This is a genomic window from Streptomyces sp. NPDC051452, from assembly GCF_044454765.1.
In the GTDB taxonomy this organism is placed as follows: Bacteria; Actinomycetota; Actinomycetes; order Streptomycetales; family Streptomycetaceae; genus Streptomyces.
Map to the genome: position 1 here is coordinate 1 of NZ_JBITEB010000017.1, position 24068 is coordinate 24068.

Here is a 24068-nt window from a genome sequence, read left to right on the forward strand (position 1 = left end):
CGGGCTTCCCTTCGGTGTTTCCGACTCTATCAGATCTTTTCTCGATCCGATTTCCTCGGTGCTTTCCAGGTTCCCGCTTTCGCGTTTCCCTTTCCTGCGGTTCCGACTCTATCAGACCCTTTCGGCGTCTGACTCCCAGTCAGCGGGGTTTGTCTTCCCGGCCCTTCGGCCGTTCCGACGAGTGAGACTTTAGCGGATTCCCGGCCCCCGAGCTAATCGGGGCCCGCGTTCTTTCGAACACGGATTCCTCATTTCGCAAATACGCACGTCAATACTGTCGCCACCGGAGTGTCGAGAGTTGAGTGGTACCTGCGGAATGGCTGTCCGGGGACCGACCGGAGTCGGCGCTCACGTCGGACAACTCGGAGAACACTACGGATCCGCACTGGACGTGTCAACTCACCCCCCGAGGCCGTCCCGGAGGCGTACGCTGGCCGGCATGACATCGCGTACGTGCACCCAGCTGTGGTGGGCCGCCTGACGGCGGCCGTACACACGTATGTACTCAACGGCCGCCGCCTCGGCGGCCGTTCTCGTATCTCCTCCGGGACTCCGGGGGCCGGCCGCAGGAGCGGCGGTCCCGATCAGGAGGTGGAGTGGAGATGACGCGGGTCTTCAGCGGGATCAAGCCGACCGGGCACGTGACCCTCGGGAACTACCTGGGTGCCATGCGGCGCTGGGCGGAGGTGGACCAGCACCGGGCCGACTCGCTGTTCTGCATCGTGGATCTGCACGCGCTGACCGTGGACCACGATCCGGCGCGGGTGCGCAGGCTCAGTCGGCAGGCGGCGACGCTGCTGCTGGCGGCGGGGCTGGACCCAGAGGTGTGCACCGTGTACCTGCAGAGCCATGTCGACGAGCACACCAGGCTGTCGTACCTGCTGGAATGCGTGGCGACCGACGGCGAGACGCGGCGGATGATCCAGTACAAGGAGAAGTCCGCGCGGGAGCGGGAGCGCGGGGGGAGCGTACGGCTGTCGCTGCTGACCTATCCGGTACTGATGGCGGCGGACATCCTGGCCTTCGGCACCGACGAGGTGCCGGTCGGGGACGACCAGGTGCAGCACGTGGAGCTGGCCCGGGATCTGGCGGTGCGCTTCAACCAGCGCTACGGACACACGTTCGTGGTGCCGAAGGCGACCCGTCCGGGTGTCGCGGCGCGGGTGATGAACCTGCAGGACCCGACGTCGAAGATGGGGAAGTCGGAGGACTCCGGGCCGGGGATCGTCTATCTGCTCGACGAGCCGGACGTGGTGCGCAGGAAGGTCATGCGTGCCGTGACCGACAGCGGCCGGGACGTCGAGTACGACCGGGAGGCGCGGCCGGGAGTGGCGAACCTGCTGGAGATCCTCGCGGCGTGCACGGATGGCAGCCCCGAGGTGCTGGCCGGTGACTACGACTCGTACGGCGCCCTGAAGAAGGACACCGCGGAGGCCGTGGTGGAGGCGCTCCGGCCGGTGCGGGAGCGGCATCGTGACCTGTGCGCGGATCCCGCGTATGTGGAGGGGGTGCTGCGGGACGGTGCGGAGAAGGCGCGGGCGATGGCTCGGCCGACCGTCGATACCGCGTTCCGGGCGATCGGGTTGCTGCCGCCGGTGTTCGATACGGCGTCGGGCGCGGCGGGCGGCCGTTAGGTCACCGGTAGGAGTGTTCGGGGCGGGGGCGCGCTCTCAGTCCTTCTTGCCGGTGGCCAGCTCGCGGCTGCGGTCGCGGGCGGCTTCCAGGGCGGCGATGAGGGCGGCCCGTACGCCGTGGTTCTCCAGTTCGCGGATGGCGTTGATCGTCGTACCGGCCGGGGAGGTGACGTTCTCCCGGAGCCTGACGGGGTGCTCGCCGCTGTCGCGGAGCATCACGGCGGCGCCGATGGCGGACTGGACGATGAGGTCGTGCGCCTTGTCGCGGGGCAGGCCGAGCAGGATGCCGGCGTCGGTCATGGCTTCGACCAGGTAGAAGAAGTACGCCGGGCCGGAGCCGGACAAGGCGGTGCAGGCGTCCTGCTGGCTCTCGGGCACGCGCAGCGTCTTGCCGACGGCGCCGAAGATGTCCTCGGCGGTGGCCAGGTGGTCGGCGGTGGCGTGGCTGCCCGCGGAGATGACCGACATGGCCTCGTCGACGAGGGCGGGGGTGTTGGTCATGACGCGGACGACCGGGGTGCCGGCGGCGAGGCGCTCCTCGAAGAAGGAGGTGGGGATGCCGGCGGCGCCGCTGATGACCAGGCGGTCGGCGGGGACGTGCGGGGCGAGTTCGTCCAGCAGCGTGCCCATGTCCTGCGGCTTGACCGTGAGGATCAGGGTGTCGGCGGTCTTGGCGGCCTCGGTGTTGGTGACCGGGGTGACTCCGTGGCGGGTGCGGAGTTCTTCGGCGCGTTCCGGGCGGCGGGCCGTGACCAGGAGGTCGGCGGGGGCCCAGCCGGCCCGGATCATTCCGCTGAGCAGGGCTTCGCCGATCTTGCCGGTGCCGAGGACTGCGACTTTCTGGCTCATGGGGTCATCCTCGCACCGGCTCTGGCGGGTGGGGGCGGTTGTCCGGCAGGCGGAACGACCCGGGCGCGGCTACGCGGTGCGGCGCCTGAGGGTGGCCGCGCCCAGTCCCAGGACCAGCAGCGCGCAGCCCGCCACGATCAGGACGTCGCGGACGAAGGCCGTGGTCATGTCGGCGTGGTGCAGGACCTCGTTCATACCGTCCACGGCGTACGACATCGGCAGGACGTCGGAGATCGACGTGAGGACGGGATGCATGTCGGAGCGGGGTGTGAACAGACCGCAGAGGAGGAGTTGGGGGAAGAGGACCGCGGGCATGAACTGGACCGCCTGGAACTCGGAGGCCGCGAAGGCCGAGACGAAAAGTCCGAGGGCGGTGCCGAGCAGTGCGTCGAGGAGGGCGACGAGGAGCAGCAGCCAGGGGGAGCCGGTGACGTCGAGGCCGAGCAGCCAGACCGAGAGTCCGGTGGCGAGGGCCGACTGGACCATGGCGAGGGCGCCGAAGGCGAGGGCGTAGCCGGCGATGACGTCGGCCTTGCCGAGGGGCAGGGCGAGGAGGCGCTCCAGAGTGCCGGAGGTGCGTTCGCGCAGGGTGGCGATGGAGGTGACCAGGAACATCGTGATCAGCGGGAAGATCCCGAGCAGGGAGGCGCCGATGTCGTCGAAGGTGCGGGGGCTGGCGTCGAAGACGTAGCGCAGCAGGATCAGCATCAGACACGGCACGACGATCATCAGCGCGATGGTGCGCGGGTCGTGGCGGAGCTGGCGCAGGACCCGGGCGGCCGTGGCGCTGGTGCGGGCGGCGCTGAAGGCGCGGCTGGGCGCGGGGGTCGGCGCGGGAGCGTGCTCGGGGGTGTGCGCGGAGGGCGTCGGGCTCGTCGTGCTCATCGGGTGCTCTCCTTGGTGCGGCCGGCCGCCTCGGCCTGGTCGACGAGGTGCAGGAAGGCGGCCTCGACGGTGTCGGTGCCGGTGCGGGCGCGCAGGGCGTCCGGGGTGTCTCCCCCGGCCTCCGGCGGGTTGGTGCCCCCGGCGAGGATCTCGCCCTCGCGCATGAGGAGGAGTCGGTGGCAGCGCTCGGCCTCGTCCATGACGTGGGAGGAGACGAGGAGGGTGGTGCCGCGGGTGGCGGCGAGGTCGTGGAAGAGGTTCCACAGGTCGCGGCGCAGGACGGGGTCGAGGCCGACGGTCGGCTCGTCCAGGACGAGGAGTTCGGGGGTGCCGAGGAGGGCGACGGCCAGGGAGACGCGGCTGCGCTGACCACCGGAGAGCCTGCCGGCCAGGGCGTCGGTGTGGCGGGTGAGGTCGACGTCGGCGATGGCCTGGGTGACGTGGTGCCGGCGGCGCTCGGCGGCGGCTCGGCCGGGGTCGAGGATCGCGGCGAAGTAGTCGAGGTTCTGGCGGACGGTCAGGTCGCCGTAGACGGAGGGGGCCTGGGTGACGTAGCCGACGCGGTTGCGCAGGGCGGGGTGGCCGGCCGGGTGCTCGAACACGTTGAGGGTGCCGGTGACCTTGGCCTGGGTGCCGACGACGGAGCGCATGAGGGTCGATTTGCCGCACCCGGAGGGGCCGAGCAGACCGGTGATCCGGCCGCGCGGGACGGTGAAGCGGAGGTGGCGCAGGACCGTGCGGGGTCCGCGCGCGACGGTGAGGTCTTCGGCGTGGATGGCAGGGAGGGCGGGGGCGGTGGCGCCGGCGGTGTCGGGGGTGTCCGTGGGGGCGGCGGCCGGGGGCGGGGGATCGTAATTCATCATGTGATGAATAATCTGCGGAGGGGCGGGACACGTCAAGGGGCATGCCCCTCCCCGCTCCTCGGGGTGGTGCGGAAGGCCGCGATCAGTCCTTGACGGCGACCAGCAGGAGGACGTCGTAGGTCTCCTCGACGACGCCGTCCGGGAAGACCTTCAGCAGGTGGCCGCGCTCCTCGTCCAGGAAGGCCGTCCTGCGTTCCTCGGGCGTCACGATGAGGGCGGAATGGCTGCCGAGGTTGGCCAGGTGGGTGTCGATCGGCACCCGGCGGCTCCAGCGGACGGTGCGGCGGGTGAAGTCCAGGCGGCCGGTGGGGTCGGCCCGGTCCGTGCGCTCGGCGGCCTTGCCCTGTTCCGCGGCGACGTCCACGCCGACGAAACGGGCGGTGCGCTCGGTGGACCGGGCGATCCAGTCGACGTCCAGGGCGTGGGTGTTCCACCACACCGCGAGCGCGCCGCCGGGCCGCAGCACACGCAGCGCCTCCGGGACCGAGCGGGCGGGGTCGGTCCAGTGCCAGGCCTGGGCGTAGGTGACGAAGTCGGCGTGGGCGTCGGCGACGGGCAGGGCGTCTCCGCTGCCCCGGACGATCGGGAGGTGCGGCAGTCCGCGGCGGAACTCGGCGGCCATACCGGCGCCGGGTTCGACCGCGAGGACGTCCGCGCCGCGCCCGTGCAGGAGGGCGGTGGCGATACCGGTGCCGGCACCGACGTCCACGACCTTGGCACCCGCGAGGGACCGGCCCGCCGTTTCCTCGACGGCGTCGAGGAGGGCGGGCGGGTAGGAGGGGCGGTTGGCGGCGTACTGGGCGGCCGCCGAGTTGAAGGAGTGGGCGCGGGCGGCGCGCGAGGGCGGCGGTGAGGTCGTCATACGACCATGCTGGCGGAGCGGGATGGGGGTGGGGCGGCGGATGTCCGATCCCGAAAGCCGACCCGGGTGAACAGTTGCCGGTGCGGGACGGTGCCGGCGACCGGCGGATACCGGGGTCGGCCGGAGCGACCGGCTGGGTGCGGGGGTGTGTTCGCCGGGTGCCCCGAGGGCCGGTGTCGGTCAGCGGGGCGGGGCGGGGCGGCGGATGCCCCATCGCCATCGCGAGAACCGACCCCGGTGAACGGTCGCCGGTGCGGGACGGTGCCGGCGGCCGGCGGTTACCGAGGCCGGCCGCAGGGACCGGCCGGGTGCGGGGGGTGCGTTCGCCGGTGTCGGTCAACGGGGGCGGGGGCGAGTCGGCGGATGCCCCATCGCGAAAGCCGACCCGGGAGACCGGTCGCCGGTGCGGGACGGTGCCGGTGGCCGGCGGTTACCGGGGCCGGCCGGAGCGACCGGCCGGGGGCGGGGGTGTGTTCGCCGGTGTGGGTCAGCGGGGGCGTTTCTTTTTCGAGGGGTCGCCGGTGCGACGGGTGGTGCGGCGCTCGTACGCCTCGCGGGCGTTTTCGTACTCCTGGCGGTGCAGCCCCTCGCCGGGGGCCTCGGAGAGGGCCCGGAAGAAGTAGGCGAGCAGGGAGCCGACGAAACCGATGGCGAGCAGGCCGCGCAGGGAGGCCTGGCGCTGGGGGTCGTGGCGCTTGCCGAACCCCTCCCAGGTGTTGCGGAAGGCGAGCGCGCTGCAGATCGCGAACATCGCGATGACCAGCACGGTCACGAAAGCGCCTGAGCCGGCGATCCGAATGCCCTCGTAGGCGAAGCGCAACACCAGGCAGGCGACGGCCGCCGCGACGAGCGAGCCGAGGGCGACGCCGGCACGGCGCGCCCCGTAGCCGTTGTCGTGGTGGACCCAGGAGGTACCGAAGAAGCGCAGGGGCTCTGGGCGGGGGCCGCCCGTGGAGCCGGCCGGGGTGTCCGGGGTGCCGGTTTCGTCGCTCACGGGACGATTATGGCGCCGGACGCGGAAGAGTCCCCGGCCGGGTCGGCGGCGGGGCGTTCAGAGGGCGCAGCGCGCGGCGACGTAGCCGTCGGTGCCGGTCTGGACGTAGGAGTCGGAGATGAACTGGCCGTTGTCGATGTTGTCCCAGATGTTCGTAGTGCCGTAGGGGCCCGTGACGGTCGTACCGGGCGTCTGGCAGAAGATCGAGACGCGGGCGCCCTCGGGGAGCACGCGGACGATGCCGAACTGGGTGCCGGGACCGCTGCGGACGTTCAGACGGACACCCGGTGCCACCGCGAAGGTGCGCACGGCGGCCCGCACCGCCGGGGACTCCTGCTCGTCGAAGCCCAGGACGGCTTCGGAACGGTCGACAGACATGAGACCTCTCCCCCCTTGGCCCGCGGCTGTCCCGGGGCCGTCGAATTTCTCGCCGCGGCTCACGGAACACGTGTGCGCGACTCGCAGCGGAGGCTAGCAAGCCGCCTCTGTCTCGTACGAACCATCGACTAGGCTCCGTGCGTCGCGGGCGGACGACGAGCACGGGGGGCGGTCCATGACGCCACAGCGCAGCACCGGGGCGGGCGCGGAAGCGGAACTCCCCGCATACGCCGGTCACTACCGTCTGGAGTCCCGCCTGGGGTCGGGCGGCATGGGCGTCGTCCACCTCGCCCGCAGCACCTCGGGGATGAAGCTCGCGGTGAAGGTCGTGCACGCCGAGTTCGCCAGGGACCCCGAGTTCAGGGGGCGTTTCCGGCAGGAGGTGGCGGCCGCCCGGCGGGTGAGCGGTGCCTTCACCGCGCCGGTCGTGGACGCCGATCCGGAGGCGGCACGGCCCTGGATGGCCACGTTGTTCATTCCCGGGCCGACCCTCTCCGAGGAGGTGAAGGGGAACGGCCCCATGGCCGCCGAGCAGTTGCGGCGGCTGATGGCCGGGCTCGCGGAGGCGCTGCGCGACATCCACCGGGTCGGCGTGGTGCACCGGGACCTCAAGCCGAGCAACGTCCTGCTCGCGGAGGACGGCCCGAAGGTGATCGACTTCGGGATCTCCCGGCCGAAGGACAGCGAACTGCGCACGGAGACCGGGAAGTTGATCGGCACGCCGCCGTTCATGGCACCCGAGCAGTTCCGGCGGCCACGGGAGGTGGGCCCGGCGGCGGACATCTTCGCCCTCGGCTCGGTGCTGGTGCACGCGGCGACCGGGCAGGGGCCGTTCCACTCCGACAGCCCGTACGTGGTGGCGTATCAGGTGGTGCACGACGAACCCGAGCTGACGGGCGTGCCGGAGAGCCTCGCGCCGCTGGTCCGGCGGTGTCTGGCCAAGGAGCCCGCCGACCGGCCGACGTCCGACGAGCTGATGCGGGAGCTGCGCTCGGTCGCCGCTTCGTACGACACACAGGCCTTCATACCGGCGCAGCGGGGCGGCGCGGGGACCGGACGGCCCTTCGACACCCCGGAACCGGGACAGGGGCGGGGGGACTTCCCGGAGCGGCGGGGGGAGCGGCGAGCGGACGAGCCGGGGCCGTGGGAGGGCGCTGTCGTGGCGGCCGGCGAGGCGGAGGATACGGGCCACGGCCCCATGCCGTCGCCGTCGTTCTCGGCTCGGTCGCTCTCGGCCAGGTCGTTCTCGGCGCGGTCGTTTTCGGCGCGTGGCCGTCGGATCTCCCGGGGCCGGGTCGTCGTCGCGTCCGCCGTGGCCGTCGCGCTGATCGCCGGAGGCGTGTGCGGGGCGCTGCTGTGGCCGCGGGGGGACGACGGCCCGACGGTGCGGGAGGCCACCGGTGCCCGTGCGGCCGCGCCCGCGTTCACCGCCTGGCGGGCACGCCCGGCCGGCGAAGGGGCGGGATCGGGGATGCCCCAGTGCGCGGAGGGCGCCGGTCGGCTGCTGTGTCTGCGGTCCGGGTCGGCCTACGCCCTCGGCCTCGCGGACGGCTCGCGGCTGTGGCGGCGCACGATCGGCGGGAAGGACGCGAACGGCATGCCCGTCCTGGCGGGCGGCAGCCTGTTGCTGCCGGCGGACGGGGGGCGGCGGGTGCTGGCCCTCGATCCGGCGTCCGGCCGGCCTCGCTGGCAGCGCGCCCTCGCCGGCGACACCGGGACGCGGATCGCCGGCGGCATGCTCCTGATCACCGACGCCGACGGCACGCTGACGGGAGTGGACGCGAGGACCGGGCACGAGGCCTGGCACCGGCGGCTGCCCGCGCACGGTACGGCGACGCTGACCCCCACCACCGACGGCTCGCTGGTCCATGCGGCCACCACCTCGACGGACGGGGCGTACACGCTGGTCACCACGGTGGAGACGCGTACCGGTGCCGAACGCTGGCAGGCCCGGCTGCGGGGTGCGCTGCGCCCGGTCGGCGGCCAGGACGGATCGCTGGTCCTGTTGTCCGACGACATCACCGCCGCCGCGACCGACGCGGTGGTCCGCTACTCCCCCGCCACGAAGACGGCACGGCGGACGGCGCTGCCCGTTCCCCTGACGACGCCGCAGGCCGCCGTACGCGGGGACGTGCTGTACCTGCTGGCCGCCGGCGGCTCCCTGGACGCGATCGACCTGCGCACGGGAAAGCGGCTCTGGCATCTGGAGACGGCCGTGAGCCGCGGCTCGTCCCCGGTCGCCACCGCCGAGCGCGTGTACTTCAGCGCGCCCGACGGGCGGCTGCTCGCCGTGGACGCCCGCGACGGACGGCTGCTCGGGCAGACCCGGCCACGGCTCGGCGCCGACTGGGGAACGGTCGCCGGCACGCTGCCGGCTCCTCTGGTCGTCGACGGCCACGTCTACGGTACGGCGCCCGACGGTTCCGTCTTCGCGGTGGACGGCCGGGACCCCTCCGCCTGGTGAGACGACGAAGGGCCGCCCCGTGAGGAGCGGCCCGCCGTACCGTCCGGATCAGCCCAGCTTGCTCACGTCGCGCACCGCGCCCTTGTCCGCGCTGGTCGCCATCGCCGCGTAGGCCCGCAGGGCGGCGGAGACCTTGCGGTCGCGGGCGCGCGGGGCGTAGACGCCGCCCAGGGCCTGCTCGCGCCGGGCGAGCTCCGCCTCGTCGACGAGCAGCTCGATGGCGCGGCCCGGGATGTCGATGCGGATGCGGTCGCCGTCCTGGACCAGGGCGATCGTGCCGCCGGAGGCCGCCTCCGGGGAGGCGTGGCCGATGGAGAGGCCGGAGGTGCCGCCGGAGAAGCGGCCGTCGGTGATCAGCGCGCAGGTCTTGCCGAGGCCGCGGCCCTTCAGGTACGAGGTCGGGTACAGCATCTCCTGCATACCGGGGCCGCCCTTGGGGCCCTCGTAGCGGATGACGACGACGTCGCCGTCCTTGACCTCCTGGGTGAGGATCCGCTGGACGGCCTCCTCCTGGGACTCGCAGACGATCGCCGGGCCCTCGAAGGTCCAGATCGACTCGTCGACGCCGGCCGTCTTCACCACGCAGCCGTCGACGGCGAGGTTGCCGCGGAGGACCGCGAGGCCGCCGTCCTTGGAGTAGGCGTGCTCGGCGGAGCGGATGCAGCCGCCCTCGGCGTCGTCGTCCAGGGCCTCCCAGCGCTCGGACTGGGAGAAGGCCTCGGCGGAGCGGACGCAGCCGGGGGCCGCGTGCCACAGCTCGACGGCCTCGGCGGACGGGGAGCCGCCGCGGACGTCCCAGGTCTTCAGCCAGTCCGCCAGCGACGGGCTGTGCACGGCGTGCACGTCCTCGTTGAGCAGGCCGGCGCGGTGCAGCTCGCCGAGCAGGGCCGGGATGCCGCCGGCGCGGTGCACGTCCTCCATGTAGTACGTGCGGTCCTTCGCGACGTTGGGCGCGACCTTGGCCAGGCAGGGCACCCGGCGCGAGACGGCGTCGATCTCCTCCAGGCCGAAGGTGACGCCCGCCTCCTGGGCGGCGGCCAGCAGGTGCAGGATCGTGTTGGTGGAGCCGCCCATCGCGATGTCCAGGGCCATGGCGTTCTCGAAGGCCTGGAAGGTGGCGACGTTGCGCGGCAGGACGGTGGCGTCGTCCTGCTCGTAGTAGCGGCGGGTGATGTCCATGACCGTGCGGGCCGCGTCGACGTACAGCCGCTTGCGCGCGGTGTGGGTGGCGAGGACCGAGCCGTTGCCGGGCAGGGACAGGCCGATCGCCTCGGTGAGGCAGTTCATCGAGTTGGCGGTGAACATGCCGGAACAGCTGCCGCAGGTCGGGCAGGCGTTCTCCTCGATGCGCAGGATGTCCTCGTCGCTGATCTTGTCGTTCACCGCGTCGGAGATCGCGTCGACCAGGTCGAGCGTGCGCACCGTGCCGTCGACCAGCGTGGCCCGGCCGGACTCCATGGGGCCGCCGGAGACGAAGACCGTCGGGATGTTCAGGCGCAGCGCGGCCATCAGCATGCCCGGCGTGATCTTGTCGCAGTTGGAGATGCAGACCAGGGCGTCGGCGCAGTGCGCCTCGACCATGTACTCCACCGAGTCCGCGATCAGGTCGCGGGAGGGCAGGGAGTACAGCATGCCGCCGTGGCCCATGGCGATGCCGTCGTCGACGGCGATCGTGTTGAACTCGCGCGGGATGCCGCCGGCCTCCTTGATCGCCTCGCTGACGATCCGGCCGACGGGCTGCAGATGGGTGTGGCCCGGCACGAACTCGGTGAAGGAGTTCGCGACGGCGATGACCGGCTTCCGGCCGATGTCCGCACCGGGTACACCGGAGGCGCGCATAAGGGCGCGGGCGCCCGCCATGTTGCGGCCGTGGGTGACTGTGCGGGACCTCAGCTCGGGCATCGTCGATCGCTCCTTCGAAGACCTTCTGCCAGAGAGTTCTGACTTCTACGAGCGTACGCCGCCGCTCCAAGGGCTGGACACGGTTGTCCGGAATGCGGGACGACCGTTCCAGGAACCGGCGGCGTGCGGGATGCACGCATCGGTCAGGCGTGGTCGGCCGTCAGAGGGGGTCGGCCGTCAGGTGGTGGTGTACGACGGGGGCGAGGCGCGCGATGATCCGCTCCAGGTCGGCCGAGGCCAGCGGCTCCAGCCTGATCACGTACCGCAGCATCGCCGTACCCACGAGCTGCGCGGCGGCCAGCTCGGCCCGCAGTTCCGCGTCGGGCAGGTCCACCTGGGCGGCGACCCGGCGTAGCAGCTGGTCGGCGACGAGCCGGCGGAAGACGGCGGCGGCCGTCTCGTTGTGCACGGCGGAGCGGAGGATCGCGAGGAGCGGTGTGCGCGTCGTGGGGTTCTCCCAGACGCCGAGGATGAAGCGGGTCAGCCGCTCCCCGACGCCGTCCAGGGGGCCGTCGGCCAGGGCGTTCGGCGCGTCCAGCGCGGGCGCGAAGGCGACCTCGAGGGCCGCCGCGAAGACCTGTTCCTTGGTGCCGAAGTAGTGGTGGACGAGGGCGGAGTCGACGCCGGCGGCCTTGGCGATGCCGCGTACGGAGGCCTTGTCGTAGCCGCGTTCGGAGAACTCCTCGCGGGCGGCGGTGAGGATCCGGTCGCGGGTGTCGGCGGATTCGGCGCGCGGTGGCCGCCCCCTGCGGCGTGCGGTCGCCCCGCTCATCGCCGGGGCACCCGTACCGCCGAGGCGAGGTGCTTGCGCGTGAACTCCAGAGCCTCGGCGAGGTCGGCCTCGCGTTCGGCGCTGGACATCGCCCGCCGGGTGTTGACCTCGATGACGACATGACCGTCGAAGCCGCTGCCCACGAGGCCCTCCAGCAGCTCGGCGCAGGGCTGGTTGCCGCGACCGGGCACGAGGTGCTCGTCCTTGCCCGAGCCCCGGCCGTCGGCGAGGTGGACGTGGCCCAGGCGGTCGCCCATGCGCCCGATCATGTCCAGGGCGTCGGTCCGGGCCGTGGCCGTGTGGCTGAGGTCGATCGTGAAGTGCCGGTAGTCGTGCCGGGTGACGTCCCAGTCGGGGGCGTAGGCGAGCATCTCGCGGTCGCGGTAGCGCCAGGGGTACATGTTCTCGACGGCGAACCGTACGTCCGTCTCGTCCGCCATCCGCCAGATCCCGTCGACGAAGTCCCGGGCGTACTGCCGCTGCCAGCGGAAGGGCGGGTGGACGACGACGGTGGAGGCGCCCAGCTTCTCGGCGGCCGCGCGGGCCCGCTGGAGCTTGACCCAGGGGTCGGTGGACCAGACGCGCTGGGTGATCAGCAGACAGGGGGCGTGGACGGCCAGGATCGGAACGCCGTGGTAGTCGGACAGGCGGCGCAGCGCCTCGATGTCCTGGCTGACCGGGTCGGTCCACACCATGACCTCGACGCCGTCGTAACCGAGGCGCGCGGCGATCTCGAAGGCCGTCGCGGTCGACTCCGGGTATACGGAGGCTGTCGACAGGGCGACGGAGACGTCCCTTGGTTCAGCCACGTCCGACACCTTACGGGGTCGGGTGGTGTGGGTGGCGGGTCCCCGGGCACCGTTGTGACGTTCGCCATGGGCGGGCGCGGGCCCGCCGCCGGCACCCGCCCGGTGCCTCTCGCGGCAGCCGCCAGGTGTGCTGTCCGGACGGCACACCTAGCCGTTTCCCATGTGGTCGAGCCTGCGCAGGATCACGCCCTCGCGCAGCGCCCAGGGGCAGATCTCCAGCTTCTCCACGCCGAACAGGTCCATCGCGCCCTCGGCCACCAGGGCGCCGGCCAGGAGCTGGCTCGCCCTGCCTTCCGAGACGCCCGGGAGTTCGCAGCGCTGCTGTGTGGTCATGCCGGCCAGCCGCGGCACCCAGGCCTCCAGCGACTCGCGCTTGAGCTCGCGCTGGACGTAGAGGCCCTCGGCGCTGCGGGCGGCGCCGGCGATGCGGGCCAGCTGCTTGAAGGTCTTGGACGTGGCGACCACGTGGTCGGGGGCGCCCGAGCGGCTGAACTCGCCGACGGTGCGGGCGATCTCGGCGCGGACGTGGCGGCGCAGGGCGCGTACGGCGTCGGCGTCGGGCGGGTCACCGGGCAGCCAGCCGGCGGTGAGCCGGCCGGCGCCGAGGGGCAGGGAGACGGCGGTGTCCGGCTCCTCGTCCATGCCGTAGGCGATCTCGAGCGAGCCGCCGCCGATGTCCAGAACCAGCAGGTTTCCGGCGGACCAGCCGAACCAGCGGCGGACCGCGAGGAAGGTGAGCCGGGCCTCCTCCTCGCCGGTGAGCACCTGGAGCCGTACGCCCGTCTCGGCCTCGACGCGCGCGAGGACCTCGTCGGCGTTGCGGGCCTCGCGGACGGCGGAGGTGGCGAACGGCAGCAGGTCCTGCACGCCCTTGTCCTCGGCGGCCTGGAGGGCGTCCCGTACGACGGCGATCAGCTTGTCGATGCCCCCGTCGTCGATGGCGCCGTCGGCGTCGAGGAGTTGGGCGAGCCGAAGGTCGGCCTTGTGGGAGTGCGCGGGCAGCGGGCGCGCGCCGGGGTGGGCGTCCACCACCAGCAGATGCACCGTGTTCGAACCCACGTCCAGGACACCGAGTCTCATATACGGAACGCTACTGCCAGAAGGTCCGTCCTCGGTCCGCGGTGCTCGGTCCGCGGTGCGGGCCCGGGCCACTTACCCTGGACGGGTGCCAAAGACGAAAAAGGCGAACCCCAAGAAAGCAGACAAGGCGGACAAGGTGCGCAAGACCGCCACATCATCCAAGGGGTCGAAGGTGAGCGACGAAAAGGGGCTCGACTTCGCGCGCGCCTGGGTGGAGTTTCCCGATCCGGCGGACGACGAGCAGGTCTTCCGCTGCGATCTCACCTGGCTGACCTCTCGCTGGAACTGCATCTTCGGCAGTGGCTGCCAGGGCATCCAGGCGGGCCGCGCGGCCGACGGGTGCTGCACGCTGGGCGCGCACTTCTCCGACGAGGACGACGAGAAGCGGGTCGCCGAGCACGTGGCGCGCCTCACGCCGGACATCTGGCAGCACCTCGACGAGGGCACGCGCGGCGGCTGGGTCTCCGAGGACGAGGACGGTTCCCGGCAGACGCGGCCCTTCGAGGGTTCCTGCATCTTCCAGAACCGGCCCGGGTTCGCGGGCGGCGCGGGCTGCTCGTTGCACATCCTCGCCCTGAAGGAGGGCCGGGAGCCGCTGGAGACCAAGCCGGACGTGTGCTGGCAGCTGCCGGTGCGGCGGACGTACGAATGGATCGACCGGCCGGACGACACGCGCGTACTGCAGGTGTCCATCGGTGAGTACGACCGCCGGGGCTGGGGTCCGGGCGGTCACGACCTGCACTGGTGGTGCACGTCGGCGACCTCGGCGCACGGCGCGGGCGACCCGGTGTACGTCTCCTACCGGCCCGAGCTGATCGAACTGATGGGCAAGGCCGGCTACGACCGCCTGGTCGAGCTGTGCGAACAGCGCCTGGCATCCCAGCTCCCCCTGGTAGCCCCCCACCCGGCCGACCCGACTCCCTGAGGAAGGCGGCGGCCGGACTCCCGCCATCCGAGACGGTGCGCCGGCCTTCCGCCTCGGGGCGGCCCGCCATGACTCCCGGCCCGGGGGCCGCCGCGGTCTCCACCCGGACGGCCCCGATGGCTCCTGCCCTGGGGGGCCGCCGCGGGTCCGTCGTGGGCGGACCCGCGGCGGGTTCCTCGGGGCCGACGGCCGTGGGTTCCGTCGCGGGCCGACGGCCGTCGGTTCCGTCGCGGGCCGACGGCCGTGGGTTCCGTCGCGGGCGGACCGCCGCCGCCTGCGTCCCGGATAGGCGCGCCTGCATCCCGGGTGGGGACTGGCCTGGCCTCCGCCCCGGGGGGGCGCCGTGGATCGCGGCCTGCGCGGATCGCCGTCGCCTGCGTCCCGGATGGGGACTGCCCTGGCGTCCATTCCGGGGACCGGCGTGGATCCCGGCCTGAGGGGCTCGTGGCCGCCGTTGTGGTGGGGCTGCCATGGCCTCCGTCCCCAGGGGGGCCATGGCTGCCGTCCCCGGGGGGCCGCCCTGGCCTCCGGCTTCGGCCCTGTCCGGCACGGTCCGCCGCCGGCATCTGTGGGCGGAGTTCGCCGAGCTCGGCTCGGTCGGCCCCGGTGACCGGGGCCCAGTTGGCCGGCCGTCGGGCTTGTCCCGGGCAGGCGCGGACATGCCCGGTGCGGCACCGATCGCCCCGGCGTACGGCGCCCTTTGTCCGGCCGGATGCCCCCGACACCGGCGGATACCCCGGCCTCCGGCGCCCTGTCCTGCCCCGACCCCCGGGGTCATCGCCGACCGGGATGCCCCGGTCTGACTGCGCCGGACCCTGAGCCCTGCCGCCCGGCCGAGGCGGCACCGTGGTCGGGTCTTGGGGCGCGGCATCGCGTCGGAGTCGGGTCCCCGGCCCCCTGCCGCGGTGTTCCCTCTCCCTCAGCTGCCCGAAGGGGCTGGGGTGGTTTCCGAGGGTGGGGGTGTGGAGGGGGGAGGGGAGGGGGTGGTGGGCGGTGTGGTCGTGGGGTCTTGCGAAGGCGGGTTCGTGGGGGTGGTGGGGTCGGTGGAGGGGGGCTCGGTGGGGGGTGTGGTGGACGGTGCCGGGTCGGGGGCCGTGGACGTGGGCGGCGTCGGGCGGCCGGGGGGCGCGGTGCCGTAGCCGTCGATGGAGACCACCGCTCCGGCCGGGGAGATCGCCACCTTCGCCTGCCAGTGGCCCGACGGCTCGCGCAGATGGTCGACGTACACCTTGATCGTCACTGTCGCCCCGGGCTCCAGCGTGCCCGAGGACCTGCTGAGGTAGAGCCAGCGCGCCTGGGTGGAGGCCGACCAGCGGACCGGGGAGGAACCGACGGCGGTGAGCGTGATCAACGTGGTGTCGCCGTCGTTGGCCGCGCCGACCTCCAGCCGACCGGAGCCCTTCGTGCCGGATCCGGAGACGCTGACCACCTCCACGGAGACATCCGGCCTGCCGTGCTTCCCGCCGCGCGCCCCGGGCTTCAGACTGGCGTTCCCCGCGTTCTCGTAACCGCCGGCCGCGCCGTCGCCGAGCGCGTCGGGGCCCTGTGCCTCGCTCGCGGTGCCGCGGTGGCCGTCCTCGTCGCCCGTCGGCGTCCCCCGGTAGGCGGCCCACAGCGCGAGCACGGGCGCGGCGACGACGGTGGCGACGACCGTCGTGGTGACGGCCCGCGCGCGCAGCCGGTCGCGGCGGGCCGCGCGGTCCTTGGGGTCCATCGGGAACCCCCGCCGGTCGAAGCGGGGCACGGCGGCGCCACGTACGCGCGCGTGGCGGGCGAGAGCCGTGTGGAGGGCCGCGCGCGGGGCCTCCAGTACCGGCAGCTCGGCCGGGGTCACCGTATCGCCGGGCCAGCGGCCGGAGACGGCGCGCTCGGCGATGCGGCGGCAGCGCGGGCAGTCGTCGACGTGCCGGACCAGCTCGCGGCGCAGCGCGGCGCTCAGCACCAGCCCGCTGTCCCCGGTGAGATGGGCCACGCTCGGGCAGCCGCCGGTCTCGACGACGGCGAGGGCCGCGCGGGTGCGCTCGACCTCGCAGGCGGCGGTGGCGAGCAGCTCGCGCGCGGCGGCGGGTTCCATGCCGAGGACCGCGGCGACCTCGTGGGCGGCGAGGTGGTGGCGGACGGCCAGTTCCAGCGCCTCACGCTGCTCGGGGGTGGTACCGGCCGCCTCCGGCCAGGCCAGCAGGGCCAGTTCGCGGCTCCGCCGCTCCTCGGTCTCGGCGGCGGCGGACGGACCGGGCACCGCCTTGCCGGGGGCGGTGCGGCCCGCCGCGTGGGTGGCCTGACGTTTCTGCTTGGTCTCGGCCAGCTTGCGCAGACACGCCCAGCGGGCCAGCGCGTACAGCCACGCCCTGCGGTCGGCGGCGGACTCCGGGACGCGGTGCCCGCGCCGCTCGGCCAGGGCGACGACGTCGCCGAGGGCCGCGGTGGCCGCTTCGTGGTCGCACAGCGCCGACAGGCAGTAGGTGAACAGGCCGTCCAGGTACGGTTCGTAGCGCGCCGGCAGCCGCTGGGCGACGGTGCGCGCGGCGGCGCGGTCACTGGCCTCCCGGTGCGCCCGGTGCGCTCCGGTGGTGCGGGTCGTGGTCTGCGGACTGCTCATCACCCGTGCGACCGTAGGCGGCGGCGGAGTGCCGGTTCCGGAACCTTGAGCACTTTTAATCCGTACGGGTGAAACGATCCCTCATAAGGGGACAGGAACGTTTCGTTGCCCGGCCGCCGACCCGCCTCCGGCCCGTTCGCCGACGGCTTCCGGCCCGGGTGTCAGTGGGGCGGGCTACGGTTTCCGCATGGCTGCCCGTACCAAGACCACCAAGGACCGCCCGTCCTATCGCTGCACCGAGTGCGGCTGGCAGACGGCCAAGTGGCTCGGCCGCTGCCCCGAGTGCCAGGCCTGGGGCACGGTCGAGGAGTACGGCGCGCCTGCGGTGCGTACGACGGCGCCGGGCCGGGTCACCAGTTCCGCGCTGCCCATCGGCCAGGTCGACGGCCGCCAGGCCGTCGCGCGCACGACCGGCGTGCCCGAGCTGGACCGGGTGCTCGGCGGCGGTCTGGTGCCCGGCGCGGTGGCGCTCCTCGCGGGCGAGCCCGGCGTCGGCAAGTCCACCCTGCTGCTGGACGTGGCCGCCAAGTCCGCGAGCGCCGAGCACCCCACCCTCTATGTCACCGGTGAGGAGTCGGCGAGCCAGGTGCGGCTGCGCGCGGACCGCATCGGCGCCCTCGCCGACCATCTCTATCTGACGGCGGAGACCGATCTGTCCGCCGTCCTCGGTCATCTGGACGAGGTCAAGCCGTCCCTGCTGATCCTCGACTCGGTGCAGACGGTCGCCTCGCCGGAGATCGAGGGCGCCCCCGGCGGCATGGCCCAGGTCCGGGAGGTGGCGGGCGCCCTCATCCGCGCCTCCAAGGAGCGCGGCATGTCCACCCTGCTGGTGGGCCATGTCACCAAGGACGGCGCGATCGCAGGCCCCCGTCTGCTGGAGCACCTGGTGGACGTCGTCCTGCACTTCGAGGGCGACCGGCACGCGCGCCTGCGGCTGGTGCGGGGCGTGAAGAACCGCTACGGCGCCACCGACGAGGTCGGCTGCTTCGAGCTGCACGACGAGGGCATCACGGGCCTCGCGGATCCGAGCGGACTTTTCCTGACCCGTCGTGACGAACCGGTCCCCGGGACCTGTCTGACGGTGACGTTGGAGGGCCGGCGCCCGCTGGTGGCGGAGGTGCAGGCGCTCACCGTGGACTCGCAGATCCCCTCCCCCCGCCGCACCACCTCGGGGCTGGAGACCTCCCGGGTGTCGATGATGCTCGCCGTGCTGGAGCAGCGCGGCCGGATCAGCGCGCTCGGCAAGCGGGACATCTACTCCGCGACGGTGGGCGGGGTGAAGCTGTCCGAACCGGCAGCCGACCTCGCGATCGCCCTCGCCCTGGCCTCCGCCGCCAGCGACACCCCGCTGCCGAAGAACCTCGTCGCCATCGGCGAGGTGGGTCTCGCGGGCGAGGTCAGACGGGTCACGGGCGTCCAGCGCAGGCTGAGCGAGGCGCACCGGCTGGGCTTCACGCACGCGCTCGTGCCGGCCGATCCGGGCAAGGTGCCGGCCGGTATGAAGGTCCTGGAAGTCGCCGACATGGGGGCCGCGCTCCGGGTGCTGCCGCGCTCCCCTCGCCGAGAGGCCCCACGGGAGGCGGAGGAGCGCCGGTAGACTTTGCGCAGGTCTCGCCCGTCCGTACGAACCGAGTGCGGGCATGGGAGCGCCTCAGAACCTGCGACCGGAGGAGTGCAGTGGCAGCCAACGACCGGGCAGCAGCTCCCGGAAAGTCCGGTGGGAGTGCCGGTACCGAGGGCCTGATGCGCGCCTCGCTGAGTGCCGTGGCACCGGGCACCGCCCTGCGCGACGGCCTGGAGCGGGTCCTCCGCGGCAACACCGGTGGTCTCATCGTCCTCGGCTCCGACAAGACGGTGGAGGCGATGTGCACGGGCGGTTTCGTCCTGGGCGTCGAGTTCACCGCCACCCGGCTGCGGGAACTGTGCAAGCTGGACGGCGGCATCGTGCTGTCCTCGGACCTGTCGAAGATCCTGCGTGCGGGGGTCCAGCTGGTCCCGGACCCGACGATCCCCACGGAGGAGACGGGCACCCGGCACCGCACGGCGGACCGGGTGAGCAAGCAGGTCGGCTTCCCGGTGGTCTCCGTCTCGCAGTCGATGCGCCTGATCGCCCTGTACGTGGACGGTCAGCGCCGGGTCCTGGAGGACTCCGCGGCGATCCTCTCCCGCGCGAACCAGGCGCTGGCCACCCTGGAGCGGTACAAGCTCCGCCTGGACGAGGTCGCGGGCACGTTGTCCGCGCTGGAGATCGAGGACCTGGTCACGGTCCGGGACGTGTCGGCGGTCGCCCAGCGACTGGAGATGGTCCGGCGCATCGCCACCGAAATCGCCGAATACGTGGTCGAACTGGGCACGGACGGCCGTCTGCTCACCCTCCAGCTGGAGGAGTTGATCGCCGGGGTCGAGCCCGACCGCGAGCTGGTCGTGCGGGACTACGTCCCCGAGCCGACGGCCAAGCGCTCCCGCACGGTCGACGAGGCCCTGTCCGAGCTGGACGCCCTGTCCCACGCGGAGCTGCTGGAACTGGGCACCGTGGCGCGTGCGCTCGGTTACACGGGCTCGCCCGAGACCCTCGACTCGGCCGTGTCCCCGCGGGGCTTCCGGCTCCTGGCGAAGGTCCCCCGCCTTCCGGGGGCGATCATCGACCGCCTGGTGGAGCACTTCGGCGGTCTGCAGAAGCTGCTGGCCGCGAGCGTGGACGACCTGCAGACGGTCGACGGCGTCGGCGAGGCCCGGGCGAGGAGTGTCCGGGAGGGCCTGTCCCGCCTGGCCGAGTCCTCGATCCTCGAACGCTACGTCTGAGGCCGGAACCGGCGCCCGAGGCCGTCCTCCGCGGCCCCCCGGGTCTGTCGTCACATTCCCGGCTGCCCGGCCCTTCGGGCGACTAGGGGAATTCGACGACGGGCCCTAGGCCCAGTCTGACAATTCGCGTCTGCCGCGCTTCGGGCGACGACGCGAATCGTCAGACAGGGCCTAGTCCGCCGACAGCACGAACGACGCCTGCGCCTTGCCGAGGCCCGGGGCCTTGGCCTCCAGCAGGTACGTGCCCGCTTTCGCCGAACCGGCGGCGGGCGTCGCGCACTGCGGAGCGCTCGGCTTGCGGTCCCACTTCACGGTGTACGTGATGCTCTGGCCCGCGGCCACCCGGAACACCAGGCTCCCCGCGCCGTCGGGACAGTCGGCCGACGACCAGTAGGCGTCGTTCCCGGCCGCCGGCGTGATCGTCAACACCGCTTTCCTCGGCCCGAGATCGACCGCGCAGTCGCCGGACGACGTGTTCTTGGCGGTGAGTTCGAAGGTCGGCGTCTGGTCGGGCGAGTAGGAGTTGTGCACGCTGCGCAGACTCAACTCCACCGCGCCCGAGGCACAGTTGGGCAGGGTGGAGGACGCCGGCACCGTGTCACCCGTACCGACACGGCCGCTCCCGGAGCCCGGGCCCGAGCCACCGCCCGACCCGGCGGAACCGGCGGACCCCGAGGACCCCGAGGACCCGGCGGAGTCGTCGCCGGAGCCGGCGCCGGCGGTGCCGGAGCCGCTTCCCCCGGAGTCGCCGCCGCCCGACTCGTCGCGCCCGCCCGGGTGTTGGCTGTAGGCGGGGCCCGACTGGGACGGTCCGGGCGTGATCGTGTGCGCGGGATTCTTGCCGTCGGACCCGCGGTCGTCCTTCTTGCCTCCCCCGCCGCCGGCGACGAAGATCCAGGCGATCACCAGCGCCAACAGGGCGAGCACGGACAGCATTACGGCCCTCCGTCGCCAGTAGATGGAGGAGGGAAGCGGCCCGACCGGATTGCGCAGAGATCCCACGCCGCAAACTCTACGAGAGATCGTGACGCGCGCTCGCGCCACCCGCCGCGCCGCGGCCAACTTTTCCGGATCATCATTTCGGTAACTCGCCCGGGCGACGCCCTTCTTCACCGATCGCGACGCCCGGTGACCGCGCCGTCACCCACCAGGACCGCCAACCCGTGGCAGGATCGGTAGGCCATGACTGAGAAGCTCCACACCCCCGTGATCGCCTGGTTCGACGCCCATGCCCGCGACCTCCCCTGGCGCCGCCCGGAGGCGGGCCCGTGGGGGGTGATGGTCAGCGAGTTCATGCTCCAGCAGACCCCGGTCAACCGGGTGCTGCCCGTCTACGAGCAGTGGCTGGCCCGCTGGCCGCGCCCCGCCGACCTCGCGAAGGAGGCTCCGGGCGAGGCGGTGCGCGCCTGGGGCCGGCTCGGCTACCCGCGCCGGGCCCTGCGGCTGCACGGCGCCGCGGTCGCCATAACGGAACGGCACGGCGGGGACGTGCCGACGCAGCACGCACAGCTGCTGGCGCTGCCCGGGATCGGTGAGTACACGGCCGCGGCCGTCGCCTCCTTCGCGTACGGCCAGCGCCACCCGGTGCTGGACACCAACGTCCGCCGGGTCCTCGCGCGGGCGGTGAGCGGGGTGCAGTACCCGCCGAACGCGACCACGGCAGCCGAGCGGCGCCTGGCCCGGGAGTTGCTACCCCAGGAGGAGGGGACCGCCGCCCGGTGGGCCGCCGCCTCCATGGAACTGGGCGCGCTGGTGTGCACGGCGAAGAACGAGGACTGCCACCGGTGCCCGATCGCCGCGCAGTGCGCCTGGCGGCTCGCGGGCAAGCCCGAGCACGCCGGACCGCCGCGGCGCGGACAGACGTACGCCGGTACCGACCGGCAGGTGCGCGGCAAACTGCTGGCCGTGCTGCGGGAGGCGCACACGCCGGTGCCGCAGGCGATGCTGGACCGCGTGTGGCACGAGCCGGTGCAGCGAGGCCGGGCGCTGGACGGACTGGTGACGGACGGTCTGGTGGAGCCGCTGCCGGGCGGCCTCTACCGGCTTCCGCTCACCTGACCACGCGCCAAGTCACCACCCTCGCGGTCCCGTTACGAAGCCTCGACACCCACAAAAGCCTCGTAACCGGACATTTGAGCCGCCCTCTCTCCCCCGCCCCTTACTCCGTTACACAACCGACGGACAGCCGATTGCTGGCCGCAGGCTGGTCCGCACAGCCCCGTGACAACCACTCCGTAGCTTCATTTCCGTGCCCGGCAGACCACGGGACACGGGGACAGCAGGACTCGGGCGAGAGCCGGAGAACGGGGAATGGAGGCGGTTGATCATGGCGCAGGGCGAGGTGCTCGAATTCGAGGAGTACGTCCGCACCCGGCAGGACGCGTTGCTGCGCAGTGCCCGCCGCCTGGTGCCGGACCCGGTCGACGCCCAGGACCTGCTGCAGACGGCGCTCGTGCGGACGTACGGCCGCTGGGACGGCATCGCCGACAAGCGCCTCGCGGACGCCTATCTGCGCCGCGTCATGATCAACACCCGTACCGAGTGGTGGCGGGCGCGCAAGCTGGAGGAGGTCCCGACCGAGCAGCTGCCGGACGCCTCCGTGGAGGACTCCACCGAGCAGCATGCCGACCGGGCCCTGCTGATGGACATCATGAAGGTCCTGGCACCGAAGCAGCGCAGTGTCGTGGTGCTGCGACACTGGGAGCAGATGTCCACGGAGGAGACGGCCGCCGCCCTCGGCATGTCGGCCGGTACGGTCAAGAGCACGCTGCACCGGGCGCTCGCCCGGCTCCGCGAGGAGCTGGAGGCCCGCGATCTGGACGCACGCGCGCTGGAGCGTGAGGAGCGGGAGCGTTGCGCGGCCTGACCGGGGCCGGGTCCGAGAGGATCCGCAGGAGTTCACAGGCGGTGATCGCGGTGGGGGCCGCGCTCGCCGCCCTCGCCCTGTTCGTCGCCGCGTGCGGCGCGGGGGGCACCGGGGCCCGGGACGAGGGACCGGCCCACGCCTCGGCGGTGGCGGGAGCCGTCGCCTCCCCCGCCCCCAGCCCCTCCGGCGGCCATCGACCGGTGGACGCGGTCACACTGGTCAAGAAGGACCCCGCGGTCTCCACGACGGTGAAACGGGAGCTGAAGCCGTGCACCGGCGACGACTACCCGATCGACGTCTCCTACGGCGACCTGACCGGCGGATCCGACAACGACGTCCTCGTCAACGTCGTGACCTGCGGCGACCTGGTGGGCATCGGCACCTATGTGTACCGGCGCGTCGGGGACACGTACAAGAATGTGTTCAAGGCGGAGGAGTCGCCGGTCTACTCGGAGATCGACGGCACCGACCTGACGGTGACCAAACAGGTCTACGACACGGACGATCCGGTGTCGAACCCGTCCAAGGAGACCGTGATCACGTACCGGTGGAAGGCAGGCCGGTTCGCCCGGATCAGCGGCCACGAGACCGACTACAGCAAGGCCGGCAGCGACGCGATGCCCACGCCGGACAACTGACCCCCCACACACACAAGGCAGAGAGCGGCGGGATGGCAGACCAGACCCATGTCCTGTTCGTCGAGGACGACGACGTCATCCGCGAGGCCACCCAGCTCGCTCTGGAGCGGGACGGCTTCGCGGTCACGGCCATGCCCGACGGGCTCTCCGGCCTGGAGGCGTTCCGGGCGAACCGCCCCGACATCGCGCTCCTGGACGTCATGGTCCCCGGCCTGGACGGCGTCAGCCTGTGCCGGCGCATCCGGGACGAGTCGACCGTGCCGGTGATCATGCTGTCGGCGCGCGCCGACTCCATCGACGTCGTCCTCGGCCTGGAGGCGGGCGCCGACGACTACGTCACCAAGCCGTTCGACGGGGCCGTACTGGTCGCGCGCATCCGCGCCGTGCTGCGCCGCTTCGGACACGCCGGCGGGGCCGCGCACCCGGAGGACTCCGCGTCCACGATGAACGGCGGCACGCTGACCTTCGGCGACCTGGAGATCGACACCGAGGGCATGGAGGTGCGCCGGGAGGGGCAGCCGGTGGCGCTCACCCCGACCGAGATGCGGCTGCTGCTGGAGTTCTCCTCCGCGCCGGGCACCGTGCTCTCGCGCGACAAGCTGCTGGAGCGCGTGTGGGACTACGGCTGGGGCGGGGACACCCGGGTCGTCGACGTGCACGTACAGCGGCTGCGGCAGAAGATCGGCCAGGACCGGATCGAGACGGTCCGCGGCTTCGGCTACAAGTTGAAGGCCTGAGCGGGGCGG

Annotated in this window: 21 protein-coding genes; 9 read left to right on the forward strand and 12 right to left on the reverse strand. The window is 72.9% G+C overall.

The genetic code is table 11. The features are described 5' to 3' along the window. Positions 1 to 602: 602 nt before the first annotated feature. Complete coding sequence (gene trpS, locus ACIBA9_RS30570) at positions 603 to 1634, forward strand: tryptophan--tRNA ligase (RefSeq protein WP_399368082.1); 1032 nt, start codon at positions 603 to 605, stop codon at positions 1632 to 1634. Positions 1635 to 1670: 36 nt separating this feature from the next. Here the strand turns inward: trpS and proC are convergent, their stop codons facing one another. From proC to ACIBA9_RS30600, 6 genes are all read right to left on the reverse strand, one after another. Beyond that, positions 1671 to 2483: a pyrroline-5-carboxylate reductase gene (gene proC / locus ACIBA9_RS30575; protein WP_362150410.1), complete on the reverse strand. Its 813-nt coding sequence runs from the start codon at positions 2481 to 2483 to the stop codon at positions 1671 to 1673. 69 nt (positions 2484 to 2552) lie between these two features. After that, positions 2553 to 3368 carry an ABC transporter permease gene (locus ACIBA9_RS30580; protein ID WP_399368085.1) on the reverse strand — a complete coding sequence of 272 codons (816 nt, stop codon included), beginning with the start codon at positions 3366 to 3368 and terminating at the stop codon, positions 2553 to 2555. Continuing rightward, positions 3365 to 4231 (reverse strand): ABC transporter ATP-binding protein, encoded by an 867-nt coding sequence (locus ACIBA9_RS30585; RefSeq protein WP_399368087.1) that lies wholly within the window; start codon positions 4229 to 4231, stop codon positions 3365 to 3367. The genes ACIBA9_RS30580 and ACIBA9_RS30585 overlap by 4 nt, the downstream gene beginning before the upstream one ends. 82 nt (positions 4232 to 4313) lie before the next feature. Continuing rightward, positions 4314 to 5093, reverse strand: a complete 780-nt coding sequence (locus ACIBA9_RS30590) for a class I SAM-dependent methyltransferase (RefSeq protein WP_399368089.1) — start codon at positions 5091 to 5093, stop codon at positions 4314 to 4316. Between the two features lie 487 nt (positions 5094 to 5580). Further along, the gene (locus ACIBA9_RS30595; RefSeq protein ID WP_399368091.1) at positions 5581 to 6087 is read right to left on the reverse strand and encodes an EamA/RhaT family transporter; all 507 of its coding nucleotides are present in this window, start codon (positions 6085 to 6087) and stop codon (positions 5581 to 5583) included. Between the two features lie 57 nt (positions 6088 to 6144). Beyond that, the gene (locus ACIBA9_RS30600; protein WP_399368093.1) at positions 6145 to 6465 is read right to left on the reverse strand and encodes an SH3 domain-containing protein; all 321 of its coding nucleotides are present in this window, start codon (positions 6463 to 6465) and stop codon (positions 6145 to 6147) included. Between the two features lie 175 nt (positions 6466 to 6640). Here ACIBA9_RS30600 and ACIBA9_RS30605 point away from each other — a divergent pair, with 175 nt between their 5' ends. Next, positions 6641 to 8929, forward strand: coding sequence for a serine/threonine-protein kinase (locus ACIBA9_RS30605; RefSeq protein ID WP_399368095.1), 2289 nt, complete (start codon positions 6641 to 6643; stop codon positions 8927 to 8929). Between the two features lie 48 nt (positions 8930 to 8977). Here the strand turns inward: ACIBA9_RS30605 and ilvD are convergent, their stop codons facing one another. The 4 genes from ilvD to ACIBA9_RS30625 all read right to left on the reverse strand — a co-directional run bounded on the left by ilvD (position 8978) and on the right by ACIBA9_RS30625 (position 13492). Beyond that, positions 8978 to 10831 carry a dihydroxy-acid dehydratase gene (gene ilvD / locus ACIBA9_RS30610; RefSeq protein WP_399368097.1) on the reverse strand — a complete coding sequence of 618 codons (1854 nt, stop codon included), beginning with the start codon at positions 10829 to 10831 and terminating at the stop codon, positions 8978 to 8980. Positions 10832 to 10991: 160 nt separating this feature from the next. Next, positions 10992 to 11603: a TetR family transcriptional regulator gene (locus ACIBA9_RS30615; RefSeq protein WP_399368099.1), complete on the reverse strand. Its 612-nt coding sequence runs from the start codon at positions 11601 to 11603 to the stop codon at positions 10992 to 10994. Then, a complete protein-coding gene (locus ACIBA9_RS30620; protein ID WP_399368101.1) occupies positions 11600 to 12412 on the reverse strand; it encodes a sugar phosphate isomerase/epimerase family protein in 813 nt (270 codons plus the stop codon). Before ACIBA9_RS30620 ends, ACIBA9_RS30615 begins: the two co-directional genes overlap by 4 nt. A gap of 147 nt (positions 12413 to 12559) precedes the next feature. Then, on the reverse strand, positions 12560 to 13492 hold the full coding sequence (locus ACIBA9_RS30625) for a Ppx/GppA phosphatase family protein (protein WP_362150385.1): 933 nt from the start codon (positions 13490 to 13492) through the stop codon (positions 12560 to 12562). Between the two features lie 85 nt (positions 13493 to 13577). Between ACIBA9_RS30625 and ACIBA9_RS30630 the strand changes: the two genes are divergently transcribed. Continuing rightward, the gene (locus ACIBA9_RS30630) at positions 13578 to 14417 is read left to right on the forward strand and encodes a hypothetical protein (RefSeq protein ID WP_362150383.1); all 840 of its coding nucleotides are present in this window, start codon (positions 13578 to 13580) and stop codon (positions 14415 to 14417) included. 919 nt (positions 14418 to 15336) lie between these two features. Here ACIBA9_RS30630 and ACIBA9_RS30635 read toward each other — a convergent pair. Further along, a complete protein-coding gene (locus tag ACIBA9_RS30635) occupies positions 15337 to 17016 on the reverse strand; it encodes a hypothetical protein (RefSeq protein WP_399368104.1) in 1680 nt (559 codons plus the stop codon). A gap of 187 nt (positions 17017 to 17203) precedes the next feature. On the opposite strand from ACIBA9_RS30635, the gene radA reads away from it, so the two are divergent. Continuing rightward, positions 17204 to 18613: a DNA repair protein RadA gene (gene radA / locus ACIBA9_RS30640; protein ID WP_399368106.1), complete on the forward strand. Its 1410-nt coding sequence runs from the start codon at positions 17204 to 17206 to the stop codon at positions 18611 to 18613. 80 nt (positions 18614 to 18693) lie between these two features. After that, complete coding sequence (gene disA, locus ACIBA9_RS30645; protein WP_362150375.1) at positions 18694 to 19818, forward strand: DNA integrity scanning diadenylate cyclase DisA; 1125 nt, start codon at positions 18694 to 18696, stop codon at positions 19816 to 19818. A 171-nt stretch (positions 19819 to 19989) separates the two neighbouring features. Here disA and ACIBA9_RS30650 read toward each other — a convergent pair whose 3' ends face one another. Next, the gene (locus tag ACIBA9_RS30650) at positions 19990 to 20820 is read right to left on the reverse strand and encodes a hypothetical protein (RefSeq protein WP_399368108.1); all 831 of its coding nucleotides are present in this window, start codon (positions 20818 to 20820) and stop codon (positions 19990 to 19992) included. A gap of 180 nt (positions 20821 to 21000) precedes the next feature. Here ACIBA9_RS30650 and ACIBA9_RS30655 point away from each other — a divergent pair, with 180 nt between their 5' ends. From ACIBA9_RS30655 to cseB, 4 genes are all read left to right on the forward strand, one after another. Continuing rightward, a complete protein-coding gene (locus ACIBA9_RS30655; protein ID WP_393902055.1) occupies positions 21001 to 21876 on the forward strand; it encodes an A/G-specific adenine glycosylase in 876 nt (291 codons plus the stop codon). A 268-nt stretch (positions 21877 to 22144) separates the two neighbouring features. After that, a complete protein-coding gene (locus ACIBA9_RS30660; RefSeq protein WP_020941444.1) occupies positions 22145 to 22684 on the forward strand; it encodes a SigE family RNA polymerase sigma factor in 540 nt (179 codons plus the stop codon). Next, on the forward strand, positions 22672 to 23322 hold the full coding sequence (locus ACIBA9_RS30665; RefSeq protein ID WP_362150367.1) for a hypothetical protein: 651 nt from the start codon (positions 22672 to 22674) through the stop codon (positions 23320 to 23322). Before ACIBA9_RS30660 ends, ACIBA9_RS30665 begins: the two co-directional genes overlap by 13 nt. 32 nt (positions 23323 to 23354) lie before the next feature. After that, positions 23355 to 24059 (forward strand): two-component system response regulator CseB, encoded by a 705-nt coding sequence (gene cseB, locus ACIBA9_RS30670; RefSeq protein ID WP_399368111.1) that lies wholly within the window; start codon positions 23355 to 23357, stop codon positions 24057 to 24059. Positions 24060 to 24068: the final 9 nt, after the last annotated feature.

Excerpts from the sequence above, each read along its gene's own strand:
- ACIBA9_RS30605 (WP_399368095.1), top strand. The coding sequence starts at position 6,641 with ATGACGCCACAGCGCAGCACCGGGGCGGGCGCGGAAGCGGAACTCCCC.
- ACIBA9_RS30600 (WP_399368093.1), bottom strand. The coding sequence starts at position 6,465 with ATGTCTGTCGACCGTTCCGAAGCCGTCCTGGGCTTCGACGAGCAGGAG.
- ACIBA9_RS30585 (WP_399368087.1), bottom strand. The coding sequence starts at position 4,231 with ATGATGAATTACGATCCCCCGCCCCCGGCCGCCGCCCCCACGGACACC.
- ACIBA9_RS30580 (WP_399368085.1), bottom strand. The coding sequence starts at position 3,368 with ATGAGCACGACGAGCCCGACGCCCTCCGCGCACACCCCCGAGCACGCT.
- cseB (WP_399368111.1), top strand. The coding sequence starts at position 23,355 with ATGGCAGACCAGACCCATGTCCTGTTCGTCGAGGACGACGACGTCATC.
- ACIBA9_RS30615 (WP_399368099.1), bottom strand. The coding sequence starts at position 11,603 with ATGAGCGGGGCGACCGCACGCCGCAGGGGGCGGCCACCGCGCGCCGAA.
- ACIBA9_RS30660 (WP_020941444.1), top strand. The coding sequence starts at position 22,145 with ATGGCGCAGGGCGAGGTGCTCGAATTCGAGGAGTACGTCCGCACCCGG.
- ACIBA9_RS30635 (WP_399368104.1), bottom strand. The coding sequence starts at position 17,016 with ATGAGCAGTCCGCAGACCACGACCCGCACCACCGGAGCGCACCGGGCG.
- proC (WP_362150410.1), bottom strand. The coding sequence starts at position 2,483 with ATGAGCCAGAAAGTCGCAGTCCTCGGCACCGGCAAGATCGGCGAAGCC.
- trpS (WP_399368082.1), top strand. The coding sequence starts at position 603 with ATGACGCGGGTCTTCAGCGGGATCAAGCCGACCGGGCACGTGACCCTC.
- ACIBA9_RS30655 (WP_393902055.1), top strand. The coding sequence starts at position 21,001 with ATGACTGAGAAGCTCCACACCCCCGTGATCGCCTGGTTCGACGCCCAT.
- ilvD (WP_399368097.1), bottom strand. The coding sequence starts at position 10,831 with ATGCCCGAGCTGAGGTCCCGCACAGTCACCCACGGCCGCAACATGGCG.
- radA (WP_399368106.1), top strand. The coding sequence starts at position 17,204 with ATGGCTGCCCGTACCAAGACCACCAAGGACCGCCCGTCCTATCGCTGC.
- ACIBA9_RS30590 (WP_399368089.1), bottom strand. The coding sequence starts at position 5,093 with ATGACGACCTCACCGCCGCCCTCGCGCGCCGCCCGCGCCCACTCCTTC.
- ACIBA9_RS30625 (WP_362150385.1), bottom strand. The coding sequence starts at position 13,492 with ATGAGACTCGGTGTCCTGGACGTGGGTTCGAACACGGTGCATCTGCTG.